We start from the raw sequence: 24,666 nt of genomic DNA, 5'->3' as shown, positions 1-24,666 counted from the left end.
CATTTTTTGTTGCGCTGCAAAAACCTCTTGCGGTAGTTTGTGCATGGCGGCGGGCGCCGGTCGCGATGATGACTGGCGCAAAATCAGGAATCCAGAATTTGGAAACCAGTGCATTCGATCCGCCCGAGGGCTCCCTGCGCAGATCGGTCGGGCGCGGCGCCGTCGTCACCGCGATGGCGCAGGGCGTGCGGGTCGCCACCCAAATCGTGTCGGTCATCGTGCTGTCGCGGCTTTTGTTGCCGCAGGATTTCGGCGTCGTGGCGATGTGCGCGCCGGTGCTCGCCTTCATCGCGCTGTTCCAGGATTTCGGCCTGACCCAGGCGACGATCCAGAAAACCGGCATCCGGCACGAGGAGGTCAACTACCTCTTCTGGATCAACACGGCGGTGAGCGCGATTCTGGCCTGCGTGCTTGCCGCGGCGGCTCCTCTGGTCGCCGCCTTCTACGGCGAGCCGCGCGTCACCGGGCTGGTTGCCGCCTTCGGCCTGCAGATCATGGCCTATGGTCTCGGCGCCCAGCATCTGGCGTTGCTGACGCGCCGCATGGAATTCAGCCGGCTCGCCGTCATCGACGTCGCAAGCGCCGTTTCGGGCCTCGTGGTCTCGATCGCCTGGACCTTCATCGACCGCTCCTATTGGGCGCTTTTTGCCGGCACGCTGACCGGCGCCGTGTTGCCGACGCTTTGCTACTGGGCGTCATCGCGCTGGCGTCCGGGGCTGCCGCGCAAGGTCGAAGGCATCAGCCAGCTGATCAATTTCGGTGCCGGCATCACCGGCTTCAACTTCGCCAATTTCTTCGCCCGCAATCTCGACAATGTGCTGATCGGCAAATATTGGGGCGAGGCGCAGCTCGGCCTCTACGACCGCGCCTACAAGCTGCTGCTTTTCCCGCTCAGCCAGATCACCAACCCGCTGTCGAAGGTGATGGTGCCGGCACTTTCGCGGCTGAAGGACGAGCCGGACCGTTATCGCAGCGCCTATCTGCGCGTCATGCCGCTGATCCTCCTGGTGGCGTTGCCGGGCGTGGCCTTCGCCACCGCCATGTCGGATACGCTCATTCCTTTCGTGCTCGGCCCGCAATGGCGGGAGAGCGCCAACATTTTCCTCGCGCTGGGCTTCGCCGGCCTGCTGCAGCCGCTCAACAATCCAGCCGGATGGCTGTTCGTCAGCCAGGGCCGTTCGGGCGATTTCATGCGCTGGGGCATCATCACTGCCGTCACCTCGGTGCTGGCCTTCGCCATCGGCCTGCCTTATGGCGCGCTCGGCGTCGCGGTCGCCTATGCGGTCAGCGAATATTTGCGGACGCCTTTCCTGTGGCTCTATGTCGGCAAGGCCGGGCCGCTGCGGGCGAGCCATGTGCTGCACGCAGCCGCCCCCTTCGTGCTGGGCGCGCATCTGGCGCTGGCCCTGGTCTGGGTCGCCAAGCCGATGCTGCCGGCGCAGCCCATCATCGCTCTCGCAGGCGGCGCGGTGCTGTCCTATGTCGTCACCATCATCGTCGCGCTCGCCTTCGGCGCCGGCCGCGAGGCGCTTCGGGAGGCCCTGCGGCTGATCCCGGCGCGCAAGTTTTCCCCCGCGCCCAGCGAGGCGAAATGACCTTGCCGGCGCAAACCGCCAGGCATTCCGGCCGCGGCCGGGCAGCCCAAAACTGCTGATTTTTGAGGGTTAGGCAACAGCATGAATTACCGATCGATCTCAGACATGAACGACGCGATCGCGCGGAACCTGCACCGGCTGCCGCGCGACATCGACCTGGTGGTCGGCGTGCCGCGAAGCGGGATCCTCGCCGCGACGCTGGTCAGCCTGACGGCGAATATCCCGATGACCGATCTCGACAGCTTTCTCGCCGGCAAGATCTACACCTCGGGGGTCACCAAGCGACGCGCGGCGCTCGATCGGCAGCATTCCGAAATGCGCAAGATCCTGGTGATCGACGACAGCGTCAGCGGCGGCAACGCCATGCGCGACGCGCGCAGCAAAATCGCGGCTGCCGGCATCCCGGGCCATTTCGTCTACGCGGCCGTGTTCGGCCTGATTTCGCAGCACAAGGAAACCGACATCGTCTTCGAGGTCGTGCCGCATCCCAGGATGTTCCAGTGGAACTTCATGCACCACGTCTTCCTCGAGCAATGCTGCGTCGACATAGACGGCGTGCTTTGCCTCGATCCGACGGCGGACGAGAATGACGACGGCCCGGCCTACGAGAAATTCCTCACCGAGGCGCGGCCGCTTCTCGGGCCGACGCGCAAGATCGGCTGGCTGGTGACCAGCCGGCTGGAAAAGTACCGCAAGCTGACTGAAGCCTGGCTGGCCAAGCACGAGATCAAATATGACCATCTCGTCATGCTCGACTTGCCGAGCAAGGCCGAGCGGCAGCGGCTTGGCGCGCATGGCAGCTTCAAGGCCGAGTTCTATCGCAAGTCGGACGCCATCCTGTTCATCGAGAGCGAGCACGAGCAGGCGCTCAAGATCGCCAAGCTATCGGGCAAGCCCGTGCTGTGCGTCGAAACCAACATCGTGAGCTTTCCCGACGCGTTTTCCTTGCCGGCGCTGGAGCAGGCGGCCCGCAACCTGCCGGCACGGCTCAGGCAGATCAATTCGCCCGAGGGGCGCAAGAAGGTCATCAAGACCGCCGCCCGCGCCCTGCTCGGCGAACGCGCCTATGAAATGCTGAAGAGCCGGGTCAAAAGGCCAGCGTAAGCAAAACCTTACGCGGATTTAAGGTGCCTCGCGCCGAATCGAATTCAGTCGACGTTTGAGTCGTTGTTTGATGCCTGTCGCGCCCAGAACCGCTGCAGATTTCTGGGCGAAATGCATTAAGCAGCGCGCCGGGCGCGCTGCCGGGCAGCCCTGTCCAGCAAGGCGAAGAAGGTGGCGAACTGGCGCTCGGGATCGAGTTCAGGGCGCTGCGAGAACGTGAGCGCGGCTTCCGAGACTCGCTCATATTCCTCGCGATCGTTCCACAGCCGCCTGAGCGCCGTGACCCAGTCCTCGAGCGGCGCGTCATAGTCCAGCACGACGCCGCCCGAGCCGATCGCTTCGGGCAGGCCGCCGCGCCGCGAGCCGACGACGGGAATACCGCTGCAATGGGCCTCCGAGGCAACGCGACCCCACGCCTCTTCCCATTTGCTCGGCGCTAGCAGGATCCTGGTGCGGCCGTAGAGAGTTTTCATGTCGTCGGTGCGGTTTTCGAGCTTGATATTGGAGAACGGCGCGATCGTTTCCGCGACGCGGGCGCGGTGATCGTCATCCAGCTTCCAGCTTTCGACAAACAGGAAAGGGATCTCCGGGCAGGCGGCCGCGATCCGCACCGCCAGCTCGAAACCCTTTTCCTCGTAGGGATTGATAAAGGTGACGTACTCGCCCGTCGTCGGCGTGCTGTAAGAGGCCGGATCGATGGTCGGCGGGATCACCGTGGAATCGATGCCGAACTCGCGCTTGTAAGTGCGCGCCGTGAACTCGGAATTGGCGATGTAAGACGCCGAGTTCAGCTCGCGCAGATCGCCCCCGAGTTCATGGAATTCCACATTCCTGAGATAGACCACCAGCGGCACGCCCTCGGCCTCCAGCGCCTTGCCGAGCGGAACCGATTTGTGACACTGCACCACCGCTACGTCCGGCTGAAGCTTCTTGACGGCAAAGGCGGCCGCTTCCCAGGGGAACCAGGCGCGCACCACCGGATAGCCGGGGAAATTGTCGATGACGGCGCGCTGACCGAGGAGCTTCATCTTGGCGCGCGCCTTGTATCCGAACATGCCCTGGCCGAACAAGGCCGCAAGCACCGATGCCTCATGACCGTGTTCGATCAACTGTTCCGCCAGATGATGGGTGCTCGACTGGACGCCGCCGCTGAATTGCGGCGGATAGCCGTTTCCGCCTGCGAAGAGAACTTTCATGTTCGGCTCCTTGTCACATTTTTCTTGGCCAGTTTTCCTGGCTTGCCGGCAAACATGCCGGCGGGCAGTGTTCAGGCAGTCTGCTGCTCGAGGTTGGCGAAAGGATTGGTGCATGGATGCCAGCCGGTGAAGCGGATCGGATCATTGGGCGAGCTGCGCCAGGCATAATCGGTCAGCATGTGGAACTCGGCGATGACCCAGCGCTCGAAATTCCCGACATCCTGCTGCTTGCGCCTGGGCAGCAATTCGCGCGCCCTGTCGAGCCTCACGGTCTCCAAAAGCGTCACCGCGTCCGCCAGCTTTTCGCTCGGGAATATCCACGGGTTGCGGTTGCGGAATTCGAGCACGAATTGCTGCAGGTGCTCGATGCGCATGTTGAGCGGGCCGAAGTATTTCTCGAGCGTGATGCGGACCAGATCTTCATCCGAGAAGGACGATACGGCCGCAGCGGCGATGCCGGTCGAAGCAATGCCGCCGGCAACAACGGCCAATGCGGTGCGTCGCGTGATCTTCATCGACCCCTCCTTCATGCCAGCCGGCTCGCCGCCCGCAGCGAAAGCGCCGCGGCGGTCAGGCTTGGGTTGGCGCAGGAACAGCTCGGATAGGTGCTGGTACCGACGACGACGAGGTTCCGGAGCTGGTGGTGGATCATGTCGCGGTCGACCACCGAGTCGGCCGGGCCGGTGCCCATCCGCAAGGTGCCCTGCACATGCGATTCGGTCGGCCTTATGCCGCGATCGAATATCTGCTCGACCGGAAGAGGCTTGAGCAGCGCCGGCAGCCTCTCGAGCGCCTTGGCCATGCCCTTGGTTGCATAGTCGGAGGCACCCTTGAAGCTGACGAAGGCGTTCTCGTTCTTGTCGAGGATCACCCGGTTTTCCGGGTCGAGCAGGTTTTCGGTGACGATGACCAGCGGCAGCGCCTGCCGCAGCCGCCCCTTCTCGGCTCGCATGCCGTGCTGCCAGCGGTTCTCGAAATAGACCAGCGCCGCCGCGTGCTCGGCGCGATGCGGGCCGTCATAGAGGCCGAAATTCAAACCGGTGGTGATGGTGCTGCCGTCGAAATTGTCGACGCCGTCGAGATAGACCTCGTAGTTCCAGCCATAGGATTCATGCAGGCCGAGCCCGACGAATTCGCCGCCGAGCCCCGAGCGTAGCATGATCGCCGGACTCTGGATGGCGTTGGCGCCAAGGATGACGAGATCGCCGCTGACCGAATATTCCTTGCCGTCGCGCACGAAGGCAACCGAACGCACCGAGCCGGCTGAATGATCGAGCCGGCGCACTTCGGCGCCCAGGCATACCGATACATCCGCGTGCTGGAAGACGTGCATCAAACCATTGTTGGCGGTGAACTTGGCGTCGGCCGGGCACAGCCAGCATCTGAGGTTGGCGCAGCATGAGTTGCGCTGCGCCGTCGCGACGCGGGCGCGGGCGGTCGGCATGACGAAATGCTGCTCCGGCTGCGCCGCCTTCATCATGCGGTCCGGCGTCGACATGCGGTGCGGCGGCTGCGGAAACGGCCGCGAACGCGGCAGCATCCGGGCCATGTCGGGGTCGCCGGAGATCGACATGACCTCCTCGGCGTCGCAGTAGAACGGCTCCAGCTCGTCATAGCTGATCGGCCAGTCGTTGCCGACGCCGTATGTGCTCTTCAGCCTGAAGTCGTTGGGATGGAAACGCGGCGTTTGCGCGAACCAGCAGTTGGTGCCACCGCCGAGGCCGATCGTGTAGTTCCACGGCTTGTCGGCATTGTCGGTCTTATAAGTGCTCTCGTCGTCTATGTCGGTGTTGGCGTTCTGGTCAAGCTGCCATTCATGCGTGTTGTGGCGGCCCCATTCCAGCACCAAGACCCGGGCTTTGCGCCGCTTCAGGAACTCATGCAGGAAAAAGGCTGAACCGAACCCGGAACCGATGACGACGAGGTCGAAATGCTCGTTGGCGATTTGTTCGGGCTGAACGTCCATCACCATCAGATCGAATCTCCCGAAACGCGCACGATCATTATCGACCCTCCATCATTGTCGGTCCCACTGTCGTTCGCCGGAGCCATGCGGCGGGAAGCTGGCGGCGGACACTGTCATGCCGCCATCCTGCCGATCGAGTGGTATTCGATGCCGTAGCGGGCGATGACCTTCGGGTCGTAGAGGTTGCGGCCGTCGAAGATGACCGGTGTCGACAGCGCGTCCTTGAGCGCGTCGAAGGAGGGAGCCCTGAAGCTCTTCCATTCGGTACAGATGAGAAGCGCGTCGGCGCCGCGCAGGGCCGCTTCCTTGGTCCCGCACAAGAGAAGGTCCTCGCGCTGGCCGTAGATGGCCTGGCACTCCTGCATGGCCTCCGGATCGTAAGCCTGCACCTTGGCGCCGGCGGCCCAAAGCGCCTCCATCAGCGTGCGCGACGGAGCCTCGCGCATGTCGTCGGTGTTCGGCTTGAAGGCCAGGCCCCACAGCGCAAACGTCTTGCCCTTGAGGGCGCCCTGGAAATAGCGGTTGACCTTGTCGAACAGCACCGATTTCTGCGCGTTGTTGCGCTCTTCGACGGCGCGCAGCAGCTTGGCGTCGAACTTGACGCCCTCGGCGGTCTTGATCAGCGCACGCACATCCTTGGGGAAGCAGGAGCCGCCATAGCCGAGGCCGGGATAGATGAAGTGGTAGCCGATGCGCGGATCGCTGCCGATGCCCTTGCGCACCTCCTCTATGTCGGCGCCCAATTGTTCGGCGAGGTTCGCCATCTCGTTCATGAAGCTGATCTTGGTCGCCAGCATGCAGTTGGCCGCATACTTTGTGAACTCGGCGCTGCGGACATCCATCACGATCATCTTCTCGTGGTTGCGGTTGAACGGCGCGTAAAGCTCGCGCATCACCGCCTCGGTGGCCTCGCTCGACGTCCCGACGATGATGCGGTCCGGCTTCATGCAGTCGGCGACTGCCGAGCCTTCCTTGAGGAATTCCGGATTCGAAGCGACGTCGAAGGTCAGGTCCTCGCGGCCGCGCGCCTTCAGCGTCTGGGCGACCCTTTCCTTGATCTTCTCGCAGGTGCCGACCGGCACGGTGGACTTGCCGACGACAATCTTGGGCGCGTCCATCTCGCGGCCGATGGCCTCGGCGACGGCAAGCACGTACTTCAGGTCGGCCGAGCCATCCTCGCCAGGGGGCGTGCCGACCGCGATCATCTGGATCTGGCCATGCTTGACCGCCGCGGCCGCGTCGGTGGTGAAGCGGATGCGGCCGGCGGCGTGGTTCTCCTTGACGAGAGCTTCCAGTCCTGGCTCGAAAATCGGGATGAAACCCTGGTTGAGCCGGTCCACCTTCGCTTCGTCGATGTCGACGCACACCACCTCGTGCCCGACTTCCGCAAGCACTGCGGCCTGGACGAGACCGACATAGCCAATTCCAAACACCGTCAAATTCATTTGGTTCTATTCCTGTTTAAGGCCGGGCCGCAAAAACGGCCCGGCCAGTTAAGATGTCCCCCAGGCCCATGAGGCCTAGATATTCGGCATGATCCGCATCCCAAAACCAGTTCCTACTTTGGGGGACATGCCTAGTTGCTGTTGGTTATGGTGCATGCCAGCGACTCCGGGAACTGGCACGGCTGGCCGAGCGCTGTGAAAGCGATGCGCTTGACCTGCATGGTCACCTTGCGGCCGGGATCGGCGAAGGCGCCCATCCAGTTGGTCAGTTTGTCGCTGCCCCACAAGCTGAAGAATATTTTTTGCGGATTGGTCGGCAATTCGTCCGGGTTGGTCACCTCGTTGACCAGCTTGCCGTTGACATACCAGCGCAGCCGGTCCTTCTCCCAGACGAACCCATAGTCGTTGAAGCCCTTATCGGCGCCGCCTTCGACGTCGACCAGCTTGCCGTTCTTCGGCTTGCCTTGGATGTAGCTGTTCACCTGGACTTTGGTCGGGTCCTTGGTGAGGACCTCGAAGTCGATCTCGTCCCAGGGCTTTTTGTCCTGCGGTCCGATATAGGTGAAAAAGGCGGCATTGAGGCCGGATCCGGTATCGGTCTTCATCCGGGCCTCATAGACGCCGTAGCCATAGCGCTGCTTGGTCTGGACCTCGGCGCAGGCGAACTCGCGATCCTTCAGCTTGCGCTTTTCGAAGCTCAGCGACAGCACGCCGTCCGAAAGCCGGACAAGGTCCTTCGACCATGTGCAGTTCTGATGATTGCCGTTGCTCCAGCCGTCGGAGACGAACCAGCGCGAACGGTCGAAATTCGAAAAATTGTCGACGAAGGACGGCGCGCTCTGCATCTCCTCGGCATGCGCCTTATGGGGCGGTGCCACAATAGCGGCCGCGGCCGCAAGCAATGCGCCGGCGAGCCGGAGCTTAAGCGTCTTCGACCTGTTCGAATTCGCGCGCGGCATGCTGCAAGCAGCCGCGGTGGAGGTGTCGTTCGGATATGCGTTCATGACAAACTTACCTTTGTGCTGTCCGCCCCAACCCAAAGTCATTCCTGGCCCGCCTCCAGAGAGCCGCTTCTGATCCTCCGCCTCTTACTCCTCTAATGTTTTGCAGCTATGACCGCGCCTGGACGTGCTGTCAGCCTCTGCCCGCAGACCTTGCCTGTGCGCCCTGCGAACCGGGTTGCCCGACACTTTCGTCGACAATCGCGTCGAGCGAATGACGCAGTTCCTTCATCAGACCTTTCTGGCGCGTGAGTTCGGCGATGCGCCGCTCGTAATTCAGGATCGCGCCGGTCATCGTGTTGACATCCGACGACTTGTCTGTCGACGCTGAGCCGTTCTCCATTGCCTCGACCAGGAAAGCGGCGTTGGTCGCCGTCGACCGATAGCGGTTCTCCAGCCCGGTCTTTTCCGCTTCGATCTCGGCAGAGATCTGGTCGAACAGCTTCGCCAGACGGTCGAGCCGCTGGAGATCGGTCTGCCGGTCACGAGCCGGATCCCTGGATCTGAAGCCAAAAATCGAAGCCATTCGATCGGCCTTTCGAAATTGCTGCACCGCAGCATAGCTTGCCATTCTCGGGGCAAGTAGGCAACCTCGTAGTTTCGGAAAGCGGATTTTTTTGGGAACGGCGCCCGCGCTGACCGCTTTTGTCGGATCATTCCGTTGCGGCACTTGTTGCCGGCAACAGGAAGCGCATCGGCGGCACCTGCTGCTTCGCAGCAATGCCGGCGCGGCGGAGCAAGGCGTCCAGCTTGTCGGCCGCCACGCCGCGAACGATCGGGATCAGATTGGACTGGCTGGCCAAGGCATAGGCGGCGGCCGATGCCAGGCCGCGCTCCGCCTTCACGTCAAGGAAATTCCGCAGCCGGTATTTGTCGCGCACATGGCGCTCGTGGCGCCGCAACGCGGCCTTCGAGCCCTCCGGCAGGTTGCCCAGCGCCAGCAAGGCCAGATCGGCATCGGCAAGCCGCTTCAGGTCCTGTGTCCTGTGGCGGCCGCTCAGCGAGTCGGCGCGAACGATCGCGCCATAGCCGCAGGACTTGATGATCTTGAAACGCGCGCCGTAGGCGACCGCGCGCGCATAGAGCTCGTAGTCCTCGCCGAGCCGCAGCTTTTCATCGTAGCTCAGCCCGTGACGATCGAGGAACGCCCGGCTGATCACCGGCTTGAGGAAGCCCAGTTCGCCGCGCAGCACGCGGCGGCGAGAAATGTTGCCTTCGATGAAACGCTCGAAGTCGAGGAATTGCGGTTCTGGCGCGAAGGACGGAGCCGCGACCTTGGTGGGGTCGGTCGCGGCATCGTCCCTGATCAGCATGATGTTGTCCGCCGCGAAATCCCAGTCGGCGTTGGCGAACAGCCGGCGGAAACGCCCTTCGAGGAAGAAATCGTCGGCGTCGAGGATGCTGATGAAAGGCGAAACGGAGGCTTTGATGGCGGCGTTGCGCGCAAAGGACGGACCATGGTTGACGTCGAGACGCATCACCTTGAGCCGACCGCTGCCATCATCGGCGGCGCGCGCCACGTTCTGTGTGTCGTCGGTGGAGGCGTCGTCGACCACGACGACTTCCGCCACCTCCGCCTCGCGCAGAGCCGAAGCGATGGCGACCGGTATGGTCTGCGCCGCGTTGCGGGCGGCGATGATGACGCAGACCCTTGGGGTCGTCACGGCCATGATTCACCTTTCGATTGCGTGAGTGACAGCCCACCTATGAATGCAAAACCGATCTTCATGCGTTGCCCCGCACCGGCGCGGCCGCGGCCGGCCGCTCGAAGATCCGCCGGCTGAGATCGGCGGAAGCCGCCCAGCCGGCCTCCGCCAGATAGCGCACCGGCTCGCGACCGCAGAGCTCCCACAGCACCGTTCGCCGCTGCGGCCAGCGCAACGAGGACAGCCAGGGCGCGATCACCATGTGGAAGAGGTCGGCATTGTCGATGCGCGCCAGGATCCGGGTGGCGCGGTCCGAAAGCAGCGTGCCGGTACCGCCAAGCAGAACATCGGCCGCGCGCAAAGCAAGTAGCAGCGTGTCGGCGAGGCCCTGCTCAGCGGCATGGTCGAGCAGTTTCTGCTGCTCGGCTTCGTTCAGCCGGCCGGCCGCGGCTCTGACGTCGCAGACATAGCCGGCGCAGGGCTCGCGGTTGAAGAAGGCTTTGGCGACGCTGATGCATGACAAGAGCAACGTGTCGGACGCCGATATCAGGGGCATGGAGGCGCCCGCAACCTTGACCTCGCGCTTGCGGCGCAGGAAGCCATCGATGTCGCGCGGGCTCGGCGAGCCCGGCTGCTGCAGCCGATAATGGAGATCGACCGTTGCGGCCCGCACGCCATCGTCGCGGACCATGTGCTGCTCGCCGAGGAAACGCACCCACCAGACCGACCGGGACTTGCCGGCGACCTCGTAGCCGGCCGAGCGAAGGGCTTCGCGGGCGGCAGCGAAGCCGGACGGGCAAACCAGAATATCGACGTCGCCGGACGGCTTCATGAAATGGTCGCCGTAGAGCAATTGCTGCTGGAGCGGTCCCTTCAGGAAGACGAAGTCGATCTGCCTGTCCTGCAACACCTGATGGATGGCGATCGAATCGCCGATGCAGGCGGCATTCATCGACATGGTACGCCGGCGATAACCATCGAGCCATGCGAGCAATTCGGGAGGCGTCGCGCCGGTGGCCCCATGCGAGAGAGCCTTGAGCATAAAGACGGCGACCTTGTTCAACCTCGCAATGTCGGTAATGTCGGCCACGCAGATTGCCGGAGCCGGCATACCGCCATGGTCGACCGCGCGCGCTGTCGGATTGAAGAACAGCCGCAGACAGGCCTGCACATAGGCGACTTCGTCGGCACTGCCGGTCGCACGCAGCCTGTCGTAAGAAGCATCCTGCACGGTCATGCCCGTTGTCGTCTCTCCGCAAAACCGCCCGCGGCGGCGTTTATACCGCAACTGCGAAGAAAAGCATCGCCAAAAAATCAGGAGCGCCATCCAGCGCCTTCCCAAGCCGCCTCGCGCCTGCAACCTGAGCGTTCATATTCGCTCATGGCCGATCACTTTTGAAGACAAATCCGGTGGCGGCGAGGCGAGCCGGCATTCGCTATTTTCTGAAGTATTTTCTTCGCGATTCCCACATAGCCACTTAAGCTTACGGACTTATCCCAATCAAATCATACGCTTACTTAGACGGCAAAAAGGCGATGTTGAACGTTCGAGCGGTGTTCGCCCGAGATGCAAAAGCCGGCGGCGTCATCACTGACGCGGGCCTGCGCAACCAAGAATTGATTACTGCCTGGTAAATCAGGCTTGACTCATAAATGTTGCCGTGCAGCAATTGCGATGCAGCATAGCAATATGCTGGCGGCATTCCGACGCCGCTTCCAGTCTTAATTGGAGAATAGAATGGAACAGAATGTTGAAAAGCAAGAGTACGAGACCCCAAGCCTGACGGTTCACGGTTCGATCGAAACGATCACGCAGGGTGCCTCCGGGACGACGGCGCTTGACGCGGCATTTCCCGCGCACACACCGGTCGGTGAGCTCACCTTCTCCTGAGCTTGTAGCGCCCGGAGTTGTCACAGTTGGGGCTCCGGGCGTTCCCTTTCCTCGAACACTGAGCCGGGGCCTCCTGCCCGGGCTACCTGGACTCCCTAAGGATCGCAGGCAACCGATCCCGGTCGAGGTCACGCAAGCGTTCAACAATGAGGTTTTAGGATGCACTGGAACCCATCGAACCATGACCGCGTGGTCGCGAGCGGCGATGCCGTGGCTTGTGAATTCGGCAACGGACTGGCGCTGCTCCATCTTAAATCCAACATCTACTACAGCCTGAACGGCGTCGGCGCCTACATTTGGGAGCTGATCCAGGAGCCACGACCGATCCCCGACATAACAAGCGCGGTGCTCGCCCGCTATGATGTCGATACAGAACGCTGCAAGGCCGATGTCGAGGGCTTGCTCAAGGGACTGATCGAAGCCGGGCTTGCGAGGTTCCACCATGAGGAACTGGCCTAGGGTCCTCTCGCTTAGCGGGCCGGAGGCGCTGTTTCTGGCGCGCTGCCTGGCAGTGGTCAGCCTCGTGCGGTTGGGGCTTACGCTTTCGTCCTATAATCGCATGCGCGCTCTGGTGACTCGACTGGAAGCGAGGAATGACGCTGCCATCGCCGATCTGCGGCGCGTCGCATGGGGCGTTGCCGCTGCTGCGCGATACGTGCCGGGTGCCAGCTGCCTTACCCAGGCGCTCGCCGGACAGTATCTGCTTGCCCGCCAGGGCAAGGCCTCCACGATCAGCATCGGCATCGCGCGCGACCCCGGCGCCGATCTCAAGGCGCATGCCTGGCTGATCAGCGGCGACCACATCGTGCTTGGCGGCTCCATCAACGGCTTTGCCCATCTTGTCGATCACGGACACTAGGCGATGAGCGGCGTCGCCGGAATTCTGCTGAGACAGGATGGCAGCCCAGCGGCGGCGGCCGACATCCAGCAGATGCTGGCGCGCATGCGCCACCGGGCGCGCGACGGCAGCTCATGGTGGACGGACAAACACGCAGCACTAGGCCATGCCTGGCTCAACACGACCGGCGAGCAGGGCTCAGGCCCGCTGACAATGGCCGGCGGCAAGCTCGCCATTACGGCCGATTGCCGGCTGGACAACCGCGAGGAGCTTCTGGCGCGGCTCGGTGTGCGCGACCGATCGGCCGCCGACGCCATGCTGCTGATGCACGCCTATCTCAAATGGGGCGAGGCCTGTCCGACCTACCTGCAAGGCGATTTCGCCTTCGCGATCTGGGACGCCGAGCGCCGGGCGCTTTTTTGCGCGCGTGACCATTTCGGCGTCAAACCTTTCTACTACCACTGCGCCGACAGGCGCTTTGCCTTCGCATCGGAGATCGGCCCACTTCTGGCGCTGGACGGTGTCGGCAGGGCGCTCAGCGAGCATCAGATTTCCGGCTTCCTCGCCGGCCTGCCGGACGATCCGCAATCCACGCTCTATGCGGAGATCTTTCGCTTGCCCGCTCGGCACAGCATGACGGTGACCAACAATCAGGTCGTGCTGAGCCGCTACTGGGAGATTGAGCCGTCACAAAGGCCGCTGCGTTCGGATGCAGCGGACGAGTTCCTGCATCTTTTCGCGCGATCGGTTGAAAACCGGATGCGGGGCAATCCGTCCGTCGGTGCCATGCTGAGTGGTGGGCTCGATTCGTCCTCGATCGCCTGCATGGCCGGACTTCAAGCTGCGGCGACGCAGAAGCCGAAGCTCAAAACTTTCTCGCTGGTCTTCGAGAGGGGGTCTTCGATGGACGAGCGGCCCTTCATCGATGCAGTGCTGGAGCAATATGGGCTCGACGGCACGCTGATCGCGGTCGGCAACTATGCGCCCTTCGCCGAGTTTGATCGCATTCTGGAGGAACAGGAAGGGACCTTCCTGGCGCCCGGTCTGTCCTTGACCCGCAGCGTCTATCGCACCGCGAGCGCTAAGGGCGTCACAGTGCTTCTCGACGGCCACGGCGGTGACGAGGTCGTATCGCAAGGTCATGGGTATCTGCATGAGCTCGCCCATCGCGGCAGGTGGCTGGAGCTGTGGCGCGAGCTGCACAGTGCCGCCAACACCTATGGCGACGGGATGCTGCCTCTGTACTTCAAGTTCCTCGCCGCCTACGGGCCGGCCTGGCGGATTGCCAGGATGAGGGCGAAGGCCAGGCGCCTTCTCGGAAAACTGCGGCGCAGACCCTCCCATGCACCGCGCGCGGCGTGGGCAGGACTGGTCAATCCGGAGCTTGCCAGGCGTACCGATCTCGCCGAACGTTTCCATTGCGCGGCCTATATGCCCGCCAATGTCAGCACCAGCGAAGCGCTCACCCATCGCTGGCTTTTGTCCACCGGGCTGGTGCCCCATGCTTTCGAGGTTCTCGACAAGGCCGCCGCCAATTTCGGCGTCGAACCGCGCTATCCGTTCTGGGACAAGCCGCTGGTCGAATTCTGCTTGGCATTGCCGGGCGAGGAAAAGCTGCGCAACGGCTTCGGCCGCCATGTGCTGCGCCGGGCGATGGAAGGCGTGCTGCCGCCGGCGGTGCAGTGGCGGCGCGACAAGATCGATTTCACCGCCAGCCTGGTCAAAGGCATGATCGTCAACCATCGCGATCTGCTGGACCGGCTGCTGGTGTCGGACAACGACTTGATCGCCCCCTATGTCAATCTGCCCGAGGTGAACGCGGTCTATGCGCGCATGCTGCAGCGGCCCGAGCAGGCGACGCTGCCCGACGTCCAGCATATCTGGCGTTCGGCCTCACTGTCGCTATGGCTGCGGCAGGTCCAACAGCATGGAAGCCCTGCATGAACTCTCCAGCCGCTTCTCTTGCCGCGAGGCCCGGCTCCGCCATCGAAGCGGCCCCTCGAAACGGGCGTGCCCGTCGGTTCTACAAGGCGTACGGCCTGACGATCGGGTCGGAGGTGGCTTTGCCGGAACTGGAACCGACCGCGCCGGCAACACCGGACATCGAGATCGCTGTTGGGCCGATCGATTTTCCGGAGGCTGCATTGGCGAACGCCGCGGCCTTTCGCTTCGAGCCGACACGCCAGTACCTGTCCTGGCAAGCCGTCGGCACTTTCCTGATCAGCGATGCCTCCCGGATCGATGTCGATCCGGCGCCGGGCGTCGATGATCCGCTGCTTGCCTTCCCACTTTTGGGTCCGGTGCTGGCGCTCACGCTGCATCAGCGCGGTCTGCTCGTCCTGCACGCCAGCGCGATCGCCGTTGGCGGGCAAAGCGTGATCTTCATGGGCGACAAGGGTGCCGGCAAGTCGACCACGGCGGGCGCGATGATCCGCGCCGGTCACCTTCTGCTTACCGACGATGTCGTGGCGCTGGACCTGTCCGATCCTTCACGGCCGATGATCCTGCCCGGCTTTCCGCAGCTCAAGCTTGCAGCGGATGCCGCGAAGGCCATCAGGATCGGCCGAGCGGAAGTGCGGCCGCAGGTGCATCCGCAGATCGAGAAGGCGCAGCATCGCCTGCGAGACGGATTCTCCGGCGAGGCCGTGCCGGCGGCCCGGATCTATGTGCTGGAGCGCGACGGGCAGGCGGCGATCACGCCGCTAAAGGGCGCCGCCGCCCTGCCGGCGATCATCAAATTTTCCTATGTCACGCGGTTCGGCCGGCAGGCGCTGGTCGGCGATTTCGCGTCCACCCATCTCGAACAATGCGCGCAGCTTGCCGGCCGGATCGGCGTCAGCCGGCTCGACGTGCCGGCAGGCCTGGAGCGGATCGATGATGCCGTCGCCGCGATCGAACGCGATCTGGCCCGGGCAAGGTGAGCAGCGGCATGGCCTGGTCCTCGAAACTTCGCCTGACACTTTTGCGGGACGTGGCCGGCTTCGGTGGTGTCATGGCGCATATCGGCGGGCAGCGCACGCTGACGGCGCTTGCTTTCCTGGTCCTCGGGAGTCTGACCGAGGGCCTTTCGATCCTGCTTTTGATCCCGCTCTTGCATCTGATCGGCAGTGCCGACCAGGATTTCGCCGTGCGCGTACCGGGCGCCTTGCGCTGGCTGGTGCCGGACGGGACGCTCTCGCTGGCGACGGTGCTCTGCCTGCTCGTCGCGCTGGTGGCGCTGCAGGCGATGTTCAACCGCTTCAAGTCGCTCTACATGGCGCGGCTGCTCTACGACTTCGTCAACCGGGTGCGCATGAACCTGTTCGAGAGCATCGGCAAGGCGCGCTGGGGTGTCTTCACCCGCATGCGCAGCTCCGATCTCGACCACGCGCTGACCGGCGACATCGACCGCGTTCAGGCCGCAGCCTTCTCGCTGCTGATGCTCGCCCAGACGGCGCTGCTGCTTGCCGGCTATCTCGTGGTGTCGGTGTTCATCTCGCCGGTGATGACGTGCTTCGCGATCCTGATCGGCGTGCTCTTGTTCATCGCGCTGCAGCCCTTCCGTGCGCGCGCCACCGCCTACGGTCGCGTGCTGACCGGCAGCCGCCAGGACCAATACCGCACGGTCTCGGAGTTCCTCGGCGGCATCAAGGTGGCCAAGAGCCTGAATGTCGAGACGAGCTATTTCGCGCAGCTCCGCGCGACGCTGGACAAGATGAAGACGGACAATGTCGCCTATGTCCGCAACAGCACCATCGGCACCGCGCTGTTCCAGGTCGCGAGCGTGATCGGGCTCAGCCTGTTCATCTATATCGCGCTGGTCCGCTTCCATCTCTCCCTTGCGGAAATCGTCGTGTTGCTCCTGGTCTTCATGCGGGTCGCGCCCCGCTTCATGGACATGCAGGTGCAGGCGCAGCAGATGCTGATCAACCTGCCGGCCTACACCGCCATGCAGGCCCTGCAGGCGCGCTTCGATGCCGAGCGCGAGATGGAGCCCGGCGATGCCGCGCCGAACGCAAGGCTGTCGCTCGACAGGGGCCTGGATATCCGCGACGTCTCGTTCGCCTATGGCGACGGCGATGGAAGGCCGGTGGTGAGCGGCATTAGCTTCGGCCTTCCCGCTGGCGAGGTGACGGCGCTGATCGGCCCGTCCGGTTCGGGCAAGAGCACGATCGCCGACATGCTGCTTGGGCTGCTCGAGCCGAGCCAGGGCGGGATCCTGGCGGACGGTGTCGAGATCACCGCGCAAAACCGCAGGGCCTGGCGCGGCCAGGTGGCCTATGTGCCGCAGGACGTGTTTCTGCTGCACGACACAATCGGCGCCAATCTGCGCCTGGCGGCGCCGCAGGCCGGCGACGAGGAGCTTTGGGCTGCGCTGCGCAAGGCTCATGCGGCCGACTTCGTCGAGCGGCTCGACCGGAGGCTCGAAACGGTGGTGGGCGATCGCGGCGTCAGGCTTTCCGGCGGCGAACGTCAGCGCATCGCGCTGGCACGGGCGCTGCTGCGCGAACCCTCGCTGCTCATCCTCGACGAGGCGACGAGCGCGCTCGACTGGCAGAATCAGTCGCTGATCGCTCAATCGATCGAGGAACTGCGCGGCAAGATGACTATCCTCACCATCGCGCATCGGCCGTCGATGATCGCCTTTGCCGACTGGGTCGTGGCCATCGAGGGCGGCCGCATCGTCGAGGTCGGGCAATATCAGCGGCTGAAAGCAAAGTCGGGCAGCCGGCTGGCCAGGATGCTCTCCGGCGAACGGGCCGAACGGGAAACCGCAACATGGGCCGACAATGCGCCGCCCCCTGCGCCGGCTGAACGATCAGCGGAGGCTGCCGCGCCGCGCGGTTAGCTTTTCGCCATCGGGCACCTTGATGCCACGGTCGGCCTGCCGCGCCTTGTCGGCGGGTATCGGCCCGCTCCTGGCGATCATGGCGAACACCAGAACGAAGTACCCCACCTGAATGACGACAGCGCAAATCACGGCGCGCATGATGATGGTGCCAAGCGATTCGCCGTCGAGCCAGGACCAGCCGACTACAACAGCGAGCGTGAATATCATCCCGACGATGAACTTTGGCAAAGACATGCTCGTCGGCCCGTCAACCGGCACGCGCATGCAAAGGCTGTGGCTTACCCACCCGCGTAACTCCCCGTTCCGCCAGAGAGCTATTTCTGGCTGCCCAATCCGACCGGTTGCTTCCGGCCTTTCCGACCCATCCAGACTATGACAGCAACAGTTTGCCACTCTATTAAGGCGAGACCTTTGCGGCAAGGCCAAATGCACATCAAGTCAAGGGTTTCGCGGCATCGACTCTGCCATGCTGCGGCGCACACCCCTGCATCGCCACCTATTCACTATAGCGAAATCCTCGACAGTAGAACCCGAAACATTAACCAGTATTTAATGCGAAGAACTTACCTGCGCGAGTGATTCCTACGACGTGCAACCGTCGTTCGTCTGCAGCAAAGAATGCATTGCCCAAAATCAGCCTGAAAGCTGTACTACATCTCCCAAAAAGCCTCTCACCTTGTCATAAACATGCCACAAAGGCCAAAATTTGGGCAGGGCAGGTTTATTATTTGATCAATTCATGACGGGAACATTTCACGCGAATGGGAAATTGTGTGTTGCGCTGCAGCATTTTTTTGGTATCGTGCCGTAAACCATCCGTTCAACGTATGGAGCTTTTGCATGAGGGACGTCGCCAAGCCGGCTAATGCGGGTTTTTCGCAGGCCGGCATTGATTTTCCACCCCCCATCGGCGGTCTGCTCAAACGCAGTTTCGATATCGTCGGTTCCCTGGCGGGTCTGGTCCTGCTCAGCCCGCTTTTCCTGATGGTCGCCCTGCTGGTCAAGCTTTCCGACCGCGGCCCGATCTTCTACGGCCACAAGCGGATCGGTCGCGGCGGAAGGATTTTTGCCTGCCTCAAATTCCGCACCATGGTGCAGGATGGCGAGAAGGTGCTCGCCGCGCATCTGGCGGCCAATCCGGATGCCGCCGCCGAATGGGCGGCGACGCGCAAGCTGAAGGACGATCCGCGCGTGACGCGTGTCGGCGCGGTGCTGCGGAAGCTCAGCCTTGACGAGCTGCCGCAAATCATCAACATCCTGCAGGGCGACATGAGCCTGGTCGGGCCCCGCCCTGTCGTACGCGACGAGCTCGAGATCTACGGCAGCGCCGCAGTCTATTATCTGAAGTCGCGCCCAGGCCTCACCGGGCTGTGGCAAGTGAGCGGGCGCAACGACGTGTCCTACGACACGCGCGTCGCCTTTGATCGCCACTATGTCGAGAACTGGTCGATGGTCGAGGACATTCGCATTATCGTCAAAACCGTGCCTGCCGTGTGGATGGCGCGCGGCAGCTATTGACCGCCAGGCCTGTCCCGCCAACCTCGGGACAGGCGTCCGGCAGTAATCTCATCGGGCGGATGGGGCTAACGCGGATCGGAAACGCTCATTGAAAAACCACCCCCTCGGACTCCTTTCCAAGGCGCCCAGCCGGTTTGCGGCCGTGGCGCTTGCCCTGTCTCTTGCGATCCCCACCATGGCGGTGGCTGGAGACTATCGTCTCGGGCCGCAGGACAAACTCAACATCCGCATCGCCGAGTGGCAGACGGTCGACGGCACGTTCCGCGACTGGTCATCCATCAACGGCGACTATTCGGTCGGCCCCGCCGGCACGCTCTCGGTACCGTTCGTCGGCGAGATGCAGGCGGCCGGCAAGACGACCTCGGAGATCGCTGCCGCGATCGGTCTCGCGCTGCAGCGCAAGCTGGCACTGCCCGACAAGCCTGAAGCCTCGGTCGAGATGGCGCAGTTCCGGCCATTCTACATTTCGGGCGAAGTGCAGAACCCTGGCCAGTTCCCCTACGTGCCGGACCTTACGGTACTGAAGGCGGTGAGCATCGCCGGCGGCATTCGGCGCAACGCCGATTACGGCCCTCAGCTCGGCAAGGACCTGGTCACCGCCAAGGGCAGTTTCGATATCTATGACGACCAGCGGCTGCGGCTGATCATAAAGCGTGCCCGCATCGACGCAGACCTTGCCGGCAAGACGAGCTTCGAGATTCCGAAGGAGGCTGCGGACGACCCGAGAACGCAGGCCATCGTTGCCGACGAGATGCAGATCCTCACGGCCGACCAGAAGGCGCTGAAGCTGAAGCTGGACGCGCTCGATGACCTGAAAGGCGTGCTCGAAGGCGAGATTGAATCGCTGCAGAAGAAAATCGCCAATCAGCAGCAGCAAGTGGATCTGGCGCAGCAGCAGCTCACCAGCATCGGTCCGCTGGCCCAGAAGGGCCTTGTCGCCAATGCGCGACTGCTCGATTCGAAACAGTCGGTGGCGGACCTGCAGGGCAAGATCCTGGATTATGAGACGGCCATCCTCACCGCCAAGCAGTCGATCAGCAAAGCTGATCAGGACGCCATCGATGCCCGCAACACGCTCAATTCCAACCTGGCCGCGAGCCGGCAGCAGGCCGAGGCCGACCTGAACGAGGCGACGCTGAGGACTGCCATGCAGAAGGGCCTGATCGCCGCGGCCTCGGATCCCGCAATGGCGGCTGCGATAACAGGCGGCCAGGAACCGGCCCTGCTGTATTCGCTGGTGCGTGTTGCCGACGGCAAGACCAGCGAGATCGACGCCAAGGAAGACACGCCGGTGCTGCCGGGCGACGTCATCAAGGTGAAGCTGGCGCCGAGTGCCGGCGGCCCACCTATGGCCAGCCAGTAGCCAGGCGCCCGGGCCTCGCTCAGCGCGGTCTGCGGGAGGAACAAGTCAGGCTCGTTCGCGCCAAGGTGCGGGCGAGCAATCTGTTTGGACCGCTTGAAGGCATAGAATGCAGCCTGCCGCTCCGCGTCACGTCTACCTCAACCTCGACGCCATCCGCGGCGTGGCGGCGATCAGCGTGATGCTCTATCACTTCTCGCCCTTTCTGGCCGATGGCAAAGTGCTGCCGTCGAGCTATCTTGCGGTAGACCTGTTCTTCCTGCTCAGCGGCTTCGTTATCGCCCACGCTTACGACCGCAAGATCGAGAACGGCATGGGCTTCGGCACCTTCCTGGCCATCCGCCTGATACGCCTCTACCCGCTCTACCTCGCCGGCACGTTGCTCGGCTGCTTCTATCTGCTGATCAAGAACAGGCTGATTGCGACGGAATACATGCCGTTGTCGGAGATCGGCACGCAGCTCACGACAGGCATACTCTTCATTCCGCTGGTCGGCGATGCCTACCATACGATCTTTCCGCTCAATCCCGCTTCGTGGTCGCTGTTCTTCGAGCTGATCGTCAACATCGCCTATGCCGCCGTCTTCTTCCTGCTGTCGAAACGTGTGCTGACGGTGCTGGTGGCTGTCAGCCTGGTGCTGCTGATCGTCGCCTCGGCACTTGCCGGCACGCTCGATTTCGGCATGACCGGCAAGACCATCATTAGCGGGCTGCCGCGCGTGTCGTTCTCCTTCTTCCTCGGCGTGCTGCTCTGCCGGTCGATGGCGCGCTACCAGGATGGCCTCGGCTTTCTGCGGCGCGGCTGGTGGGTCGAGGCCGCGATCCTGCTTACGCTGATCGTCTTCGCCATCGCGCCTGCGGGCGCTGCCGGGCGTGTCGCCTACGACCTCGCCTCTATCGCCGTCGTGTTCCCGCTGATGGTGGTGACCGGCGCGGTGGCACCGACGGCGCCGCGACTGGCTAGCTTCTATGGTTGGCTGGGGCGGGTTTCCTATCCGATCTACATCATCCACACGCCGATGCTGATGATCATTGCCGGGGCCGGCAAGGCGGCGTCGGTCGACCCGTTCGCGCATCATCCCTGGTTCGGAATCGTGATGGCCGCTGCGGTCATCGTCATCGCCGACATTGCCACCCGCATCTATGACGAGCCGGTGCGCCGCTTCCTGCAGCGGCAAATGCAGCGCTCGCGAGCCGTGGCCTAAAGCGCGTCGCAATCCTTCAGATTTACTCCGTGCTCTTTAGGCTTTTGGTCTTACGCATGTCTTTGACCCGAAACCGGTTCTCGCTTTCGGGGGACATGCTTTAACTCCTCGACGCGACCGAGGCGAAAAGCGCGATCAGACCGGCGCCGGCATGTGGCCGTTGGCAGGCTTTTCATCCTGGACAGGAATGGCAACCCGCCGTCGCCGGGCAACCGGCAGCGGGGTCAGCTTGAACAGGCCATAATAGACGATGAAGGAGGCCATGAAGTAAGGGCCGAGGATCTCGACCTCGAAGAAGGAGCGGATCAGCATCAGCCCGACGGCGCCGGCGAGCACCACCGAATCGGCGCTCCAGACCCCGAACACCACCTTCGAGATATGGCCGTAGAAGGCGCGCAGGATGATCAGCGCCAGCATGGTGACGCCGACGAAGCCGATCTCGACCAGGGTCTCGATATAGGTGTTGTGGAAATGGAAGCCGGTGCGGGTCGTGATGTAGAACTCGGCCCACAACCGTTCCGGATCGGCGAACCCTTGCACCCAGTAGGCGGCATAGCCGTAGCCGAGCAGCGGGTGCAGCTGCGCCGCCTCCCAGCCCTGCTGCCAGAGATAGGTGCGGCCGGTCAGCGTCGAATCCTTGCCGAAGATGCCGAGCACGACGTCCAGCAGGCCGAGGTTCAGCGCGGCCACAACGCCGGCCACCAACGCGCCGCCGCCGACCACGAACAGCACGCGGCGGTAGCGCCGCGACAGGACCCTGCTCATGGTGAGCAAGATGACGATGCCGAGCACCGCCGGCAGCGAGGCGACGGATGTCGCCGAGTGGGAGATTGCCAGCATGTATGCCGACATCAGGATGATCGGCGCGGTCCAGAAGAAGCTCAGCCAGTTGCGCCGGTAAAACATCAGGAAGACGAAAGACAAAAAGATGCCGAACGACGAGAAGAACCCGACCTGGTTCTTGGAGGCGAAGGCGCCGACGAAATTGAAGGTGCCGTCCATTATGTCCAGCGCGTAAGCGTTGACTTTCAGCGAGTAGAGCAGAACGACGAATATCCCGATCAGCGAGCCCAGGACCAGCGTCCGCACGCTGATGGTGCGGGCCGCGATATAGGCACAGACGATATGCGAGGAATATTGCACCGCCGCACGCGCGCTGATGCCGGCAGCCTGCGACCAGAAGACCGACAGGCAGACATAAGTCGCGAAGAGTATCGGCAGCCAAGCGTTCGAGAGCTTCCAGGTGAAACGCCGGTAGTCGACGAAGAACAGCGGCAGCCAGACCGCGTAATAGGCGAGGATTAGGACCTGACCGAAATTGCTGGAATAGGCAAAGGCAAGAACGGAAACCGCGACGGCAAAGGCGCCATAGGCCTTGTTTGCCTCCGGATCGAGCAGAATGGATTTTGGAATCTTCATGCCGGATTTTTCGTCCGTTCAGCCTTGGAGCAATTCCAGGAAAAGTGTGTGACCGTCTTCCGTCGGGAATTGCGTAAACAACAGTTAGCGCGGTTCAGTGTCTGATAGCCGGCACGAGCCGACGTTCGGCCCTACCGGGTTCATTGTGCACTGCAGCATAATCTATCGCCCTATCGCCGATCGCTCAACCGGAAATGTCGCCACGGGCAAAGAGGCGTTATCACAGGCATATCACACAGCGAAAAGGCCGGAATGGGGCGGCCTGTTGCTCGTTGCCGGATGATCCCTTCCGAAAATCGATTTCGATTATCGGCTCATGCGAGAACAGGTCCCCGAGCAAGATGCCCAGCGTCCGCCGCGTTCTTCCGAGCGGAGGAGCGTTGGCCTTTGTTCTTCGGCGTCGTCGCCGACTTTGCAATCTTGAAGTGTTGTCCTGAGTACGGTGCAGTCGATGACGACCGGGAGGTGGCAAAAGCTCGACATCACCACCGAGCGCGAGCTGTTCATGCAGTTTTTCCAGCACCGCGCCGAGGTGTAGCGGCAGGCGTGTCATGGTAATGCAGTCGTTGCAATGAGATAGGACAACCGCCTACGCTGTGAGGACTCTTATCGCGCCGGAGAAAAACGAATGGCCAAGCCGCGAATCTTCCTGGGCTCGTCAGGAAAACAGAAGAAGCTGCTGCAGGCGCTGCAGCGTGGCCTTGAAGATATTGCCAATGTCGAACCCTGGACGACATCCTTCAATCCCGGGACGACAACGCTGGGGCGTCTCCTCGAGCTGACGCGCGAGGTCGACTTCGCCGCTTTCGTGTTCGCCCAGGACGACTGGACGAGCGCGAGCCAGCCGGAATCGACCACAGTTCCCGCCCAGGCTTCTCCGCGAGACAATGTGGTTTTCGAGGCCGGCCTGTTCGGCGGGGTTCTCGGCATGCGCCGGACCTTCATCCTGCATGCGAATGGTGCCAAGCTTCCCAGCGATCTGCTCGGCCTGACGTCGGTACGCTACGGCGAGGCAGCGACCGCCGCGGAGACCAGAGCGATCAATCAAAAACTGCGGAATGCCATTGAAAATGAGGGGCGAGTCGCCCGCATAGAGGGGTTTTGGTGGCAGTTCTCCCTGTCAGAGCGCACAGCAAGGGAGCCTTCCGCGGTCAGTCTGCTCAGGATCTCGCGGGACCGCAACGGCGCGCTGGAACTGAACGGCCGCTCATGGCAGGAGAATGGCAGCCTGTCAGCCAGATACTGGAGCGAGGCGTCGAAGGAGAAAGGAGAGTCTTCGGGCATCTTCTACTACTGGAACGGGGAACGGCCGTTGGACGCCAACGCGCCGCAGCTGCACGGGACAGGCGAAATCCGGCTGGAATCCGCCGGGCGCGCGTCCGGATATTTTACGACACGTTCGGACACGAATCCGGAGGTGAATGCACGAACGTCCGGCGTCTATCTGCGCGCCGATCCGCAGGACTTAACCATCCTGGACGGGAACGACAATCAGCGGCGCGTGGAGTTGATCGCAGAACGGCTAAGTCACTGGAAGTCGATCAAGAATGTCTGACGACAGTGCGGGCGGTCGCGGCGAAGGCGCCGGCGCTTGACGAACGGACCGTTCGGCCCAACAGATTGTCGGGAACGTCTCGATCCCGGAACATTTG

Annotated in this window: 22 protein-coding genes; 12 read left to right on the top strand and 10 right to left on the bottom strand. The window is 62.9% G+C overall.

Annotated elements, in window-relative coordinates; genetic code table 11:
• The first annotated feature begins 98 nt into the window (after positions 1-98).
• Positions 99-1,595, top strand: a complete 1,497-nt coding sequence (locus A9K71_RS27775; protein WP_067003731.1) for a lipopolysaccharide biosynthesis protein — start codon at positions 99-101, stop codon at positions 1,593-1,595.
• An 81-nt stretch (positions 1,596-1,676) separates the two neighbouring features.
• Positions 1,677-2,699: a phosphoribosyltransferase gene (locus tag A9K71_RS27770; RefSeq protein ID WP_067003452.1), complete on the top strand. Its 1,023-nt coding sequence runs from the start codon at positions 1,677-1,679 to the stop codon at positions 2,697-2,699.
• Positions 2,700-2,815: 116 nt separating this feature from the next.
• On the opposite strand, the gene A9K71_RS27765 is transcribed toward A9K71_RS27770, so the two are convergent.
• The 8 genes from A9K71_RS27765 to A9K71_RS27730 form a co-directional block, all read right to left on the bottom strand.
• The gene (locus tag A9K71_RS27765) at positions 2,816-3,895 is read right to left on the bottom strand and encodes a glycosyltransferase (RefSeq protein ID WP_067003450.1); all 1,080 of its coding nucleotides are present in this window, start codon (positions 3,893-3,895) and stop codon (positions 2,816-2,818) included.
• Positions 3,896-3,966: 71 nt separating this feature from the next.
• Positions 3,967-4,410 carry a hypothetical protein gene (locus A9K71_RS27760; RefSeq protein WP_067003730.1) on the bottom strand — a complete coding sequence of 148 codons (444 nt, stop codon included), beginning with the start codon at positions 4,408-4,410 and terminating at the stop codon, positions 3,967-3,969.
• A gap of 11 nt (positions 4,411-4,421) precedes the next feature.
• Positions 4,422-5,867 (bottom strand): GMC family oxidoreductase, encoded by a 1,446-nt coding sequence (locus tag A9K71_RS27755; RefSeq protein ID WP_067003448.1) that lies wholly within the window; start codon positions 5,865-5,867, stop codon positions 4,422-4,424.
• Positions 5,868-5,974: 107 nt separating this feature from the next.
• Positions 5,975-7,306 carry a UDP-glucose/GDP-mannose dehydrogenase family protein gene (locus A9K71_RS27750; RefSeq protein WP_067003446.1) on the bottom strand — a complete coding sequence of 444 codons (1,332 nt, stop codon included), beginning with the start codon at positions 7,304-7,306 and terminating at the stop codon, positions 5,975-5,977.
• Between the two features lie 131 nt (positions 7,307-7,437).
• Positions 7,438-8,310, bottom strand: a complete 873-nt coding sequence (locus A9K71_RS27745; protein WP_067003444.1) for a glycoside hydrolase family 16 protein — start codon at positions 8,308-8,310, stop codon at positions 7,438-7,440.
• A 130-nt stretch (positions 8,311-8,440) separates the two neighbouring features.
• A complete protein-coding gene (locus A9K71_RS27740) occupies positions 8,441-8,833 on the bottom strand; it encodes a hypothetical protein (RefSeq protein WP_067003728.1) in 393 nt (130 codons plus the stop codon).
• 127 nt (positions 8,834-8,960) lie between these two features.
• Positions 8,961-9,977, bottom strand: coding sequence for a glycosyltransferase (locus tag A9K71_RS27735; protein ID WP_067003442.1), 1,017 nt, complete (start codon positions 9,975-9,977; stop codon positions 8,961-8,963).
• 55 nt (positions 9,978-10,032) lie between these two features.
• Positions 10,033-11,190 carry a nucleotidyltransferase family protein gene (locus tag A9K71_RS27730; protein WP_067003439.1) on the bottom strand — a complete coding sequence of 386 codons (1,158 nt, stop codon included), beginning with the start codon at positions 11,188-11,190 and terminating at the stop codon, positions 10,033-10,035.
• Positions 11,191-11,691: 501 nt separating this feature from the next.
• On the opposite strand from A9K71_RS27730, the gene A9K71_RS30975 reads away from it, so the two are divergent.
• From A9K71_RS30975 to A9K71_RS27705, 6 genes are all read left to right on the top strand, one after another.
• Positions 11,692-11,844: a lasso peptide gene (locus A9K71_RS30975; RefSeq protein WP_082953851.1), complete on the top strand. Its 153-nt coding sequence runs from the start codon at positions 11,692-11,694 to the stop codon at positions 11,842-11,844.
• Between the two features lie 159 nt (positions 11,845-12,003).
• The gene (locus A9K71_RS27725; protein WP_067003437.1) at positions 12,004-12,303 is read left to right on the top strand and encodes a PqqD family protein; all 300 of its coding nucleotides are present in this window, start codon (positions 12,004-12,006) and stop codon (positions 12,301-12,303) included.
• Complete coding sequence (locus A9K71_RS27720) at positions 12,287-12,703, top strand: lasso peptide biosynthesis B2 protein (RefSeq protein WP_067003435.1); 417 nt, start codon at positions 12,287-12,289, stop codon at positions 12,701-12,703. The genes A9K71_RS27725 and A9K71_RS27720 overlap by 17 nt, the downstream gene beginning before the upstream one ends.
• A gap of 3 nt (positions 12,704-12,706) precedes the next feature.
• A complete protein-coding gene (locus tag A9K71_RS27715; RefSeq protein WP_067003433.1) occupies positions 12,707-14,626 on the top strand; it encodes a lasso peptide isopeptide bond-forming cyclase in 1,920 nt (639 codons plus the stop codon).
• On the top strand, positions 14,623-15,603 hold the full coding sequence (locus A9K71_RS27710) for a serine kinase (RefSeq protein ID WP_082980744.1): 981 nt from the start codon (positions 14,623-14,625) through the stop codon (positions 15,601-15,603). Before A9K71_RS27715 ends, A9K71_RS27710 begins: the two co-directional genes overlap by 4 nt.
• 8 nt (positions 15,604-15,611) lie before the next feature.
• On the top strand, positions 15,612-17,510 hold the full coding sequence (locus A9K71_RS27705; RefSeq protein WP_082980754.1) for an ABC transporter ATP-binding protein: 1,899 nt from the start codon (positions 15,612-15,614) through the stop codon (positions 17,508-17,510).
• Here A9K71_RS27705 and A9K71_RS27700 read toward each other — a convergent pair.
• Positions 17,481-17,747, bottom strand: coding sequence for an exopolysaccharide production repressor exox (locus tag A9K71_RS27700; RefSeq protein WP_067003432.1), 267 nt, complete (start codon positions 17,745-17,747; stop codon positions 17,481-17,483). The two genes, A9K71_RS27705 and A9K71_RS27700, sit on opposite strands and share 30 nt — an antisense overlap.
• A gap of 606 nt (positions 17,748-18,353) precedes the next feature.
• Between A9K71_RS27700 and A9K71_RS27695 the strand changes: the two genes are divergently transcribed.
• From A9K71_RS27695 to A9K71_RS27685, 3 genes are all read left to right on the top strand, one after another.
• Positions 18,354-19,031 carry a sugar transferase gene (locus A9K71_RS27695; RefSeq protein ID WP_067003431.1) on the top strand — a complete coding sequence of 226 codons (678 nt, stop codon included), beginning with the start codon at positions 18,354-18,356 and terminating at the stop codon, positions 19,029-19,031.
• Between the two features lie 175 nt (positions 19,032-19,206).
• Entirely contained in the window at positions 19,207-20,394 is a 1,188-nt protein-coding gene (locus A9K71_RS27690; protein WP_095777021.1) for a polysaccharide biosynthesis/export family protein, read from the top strand.
• Positions 20,395-20,500: 106 nt separating this feature from the next.
• Positions 20,501-21,595: an acyltransferase gene (locus tag A9K71_RS27685; RefSeq protein ID WP_067003428.1), complete on the top strand. Its 1,095-nt coding sequence runs from the start codon at positions 20,501-20,503 to the stop codon at positions 21,593-21,595.
• Between the two features lie 135 nt (positions 21,596-21,730).
• Here A9K71_RS27685 and A9K71_RS27680 read toward each other — a convergent pair whose 3' ends face one another.
• Positions 21,731-23,014: an O-antigen ligase gene (locus A9K71_RS27680; protein WP_067003426.1), complete on the bottom strand. Its 1,284-nt coding sequence runs from the start codon at positions 23,012-23,014 to the stop codon at positions 21,731-21,733.
• Positions 23,015-23,642: 628 nt separating this feature from the next.
• Here A9K71_RS27680 and A9K71_RS27675 point away from each other — a divergent pair.
• A complete protein-coding gene (locus A9K71_RS27675; RefSeq protein ID WP_067003423.1) occupies positions 23,643-24,569 on the top strand; it encodes a TIR domain-containing protein in 927 nt (308 codons plus the stop codon).
• Positions 24,570-24,666: the final 97 nt, after the last annotated feature.

It is taken from the genome of Mesorhizobium sp. WSM3873 (genome assembly GCF_001672445.1).
Classification (GTDB): domain Bacteria; phylum Pseudomonadota; class Alphaproteobacteria; order Rhizobiales; family Rhizobiaceae; genus Mesorhizobium.
This window is presented reverse-complemented; position numbering and strand designations above follow the sequence as displayed.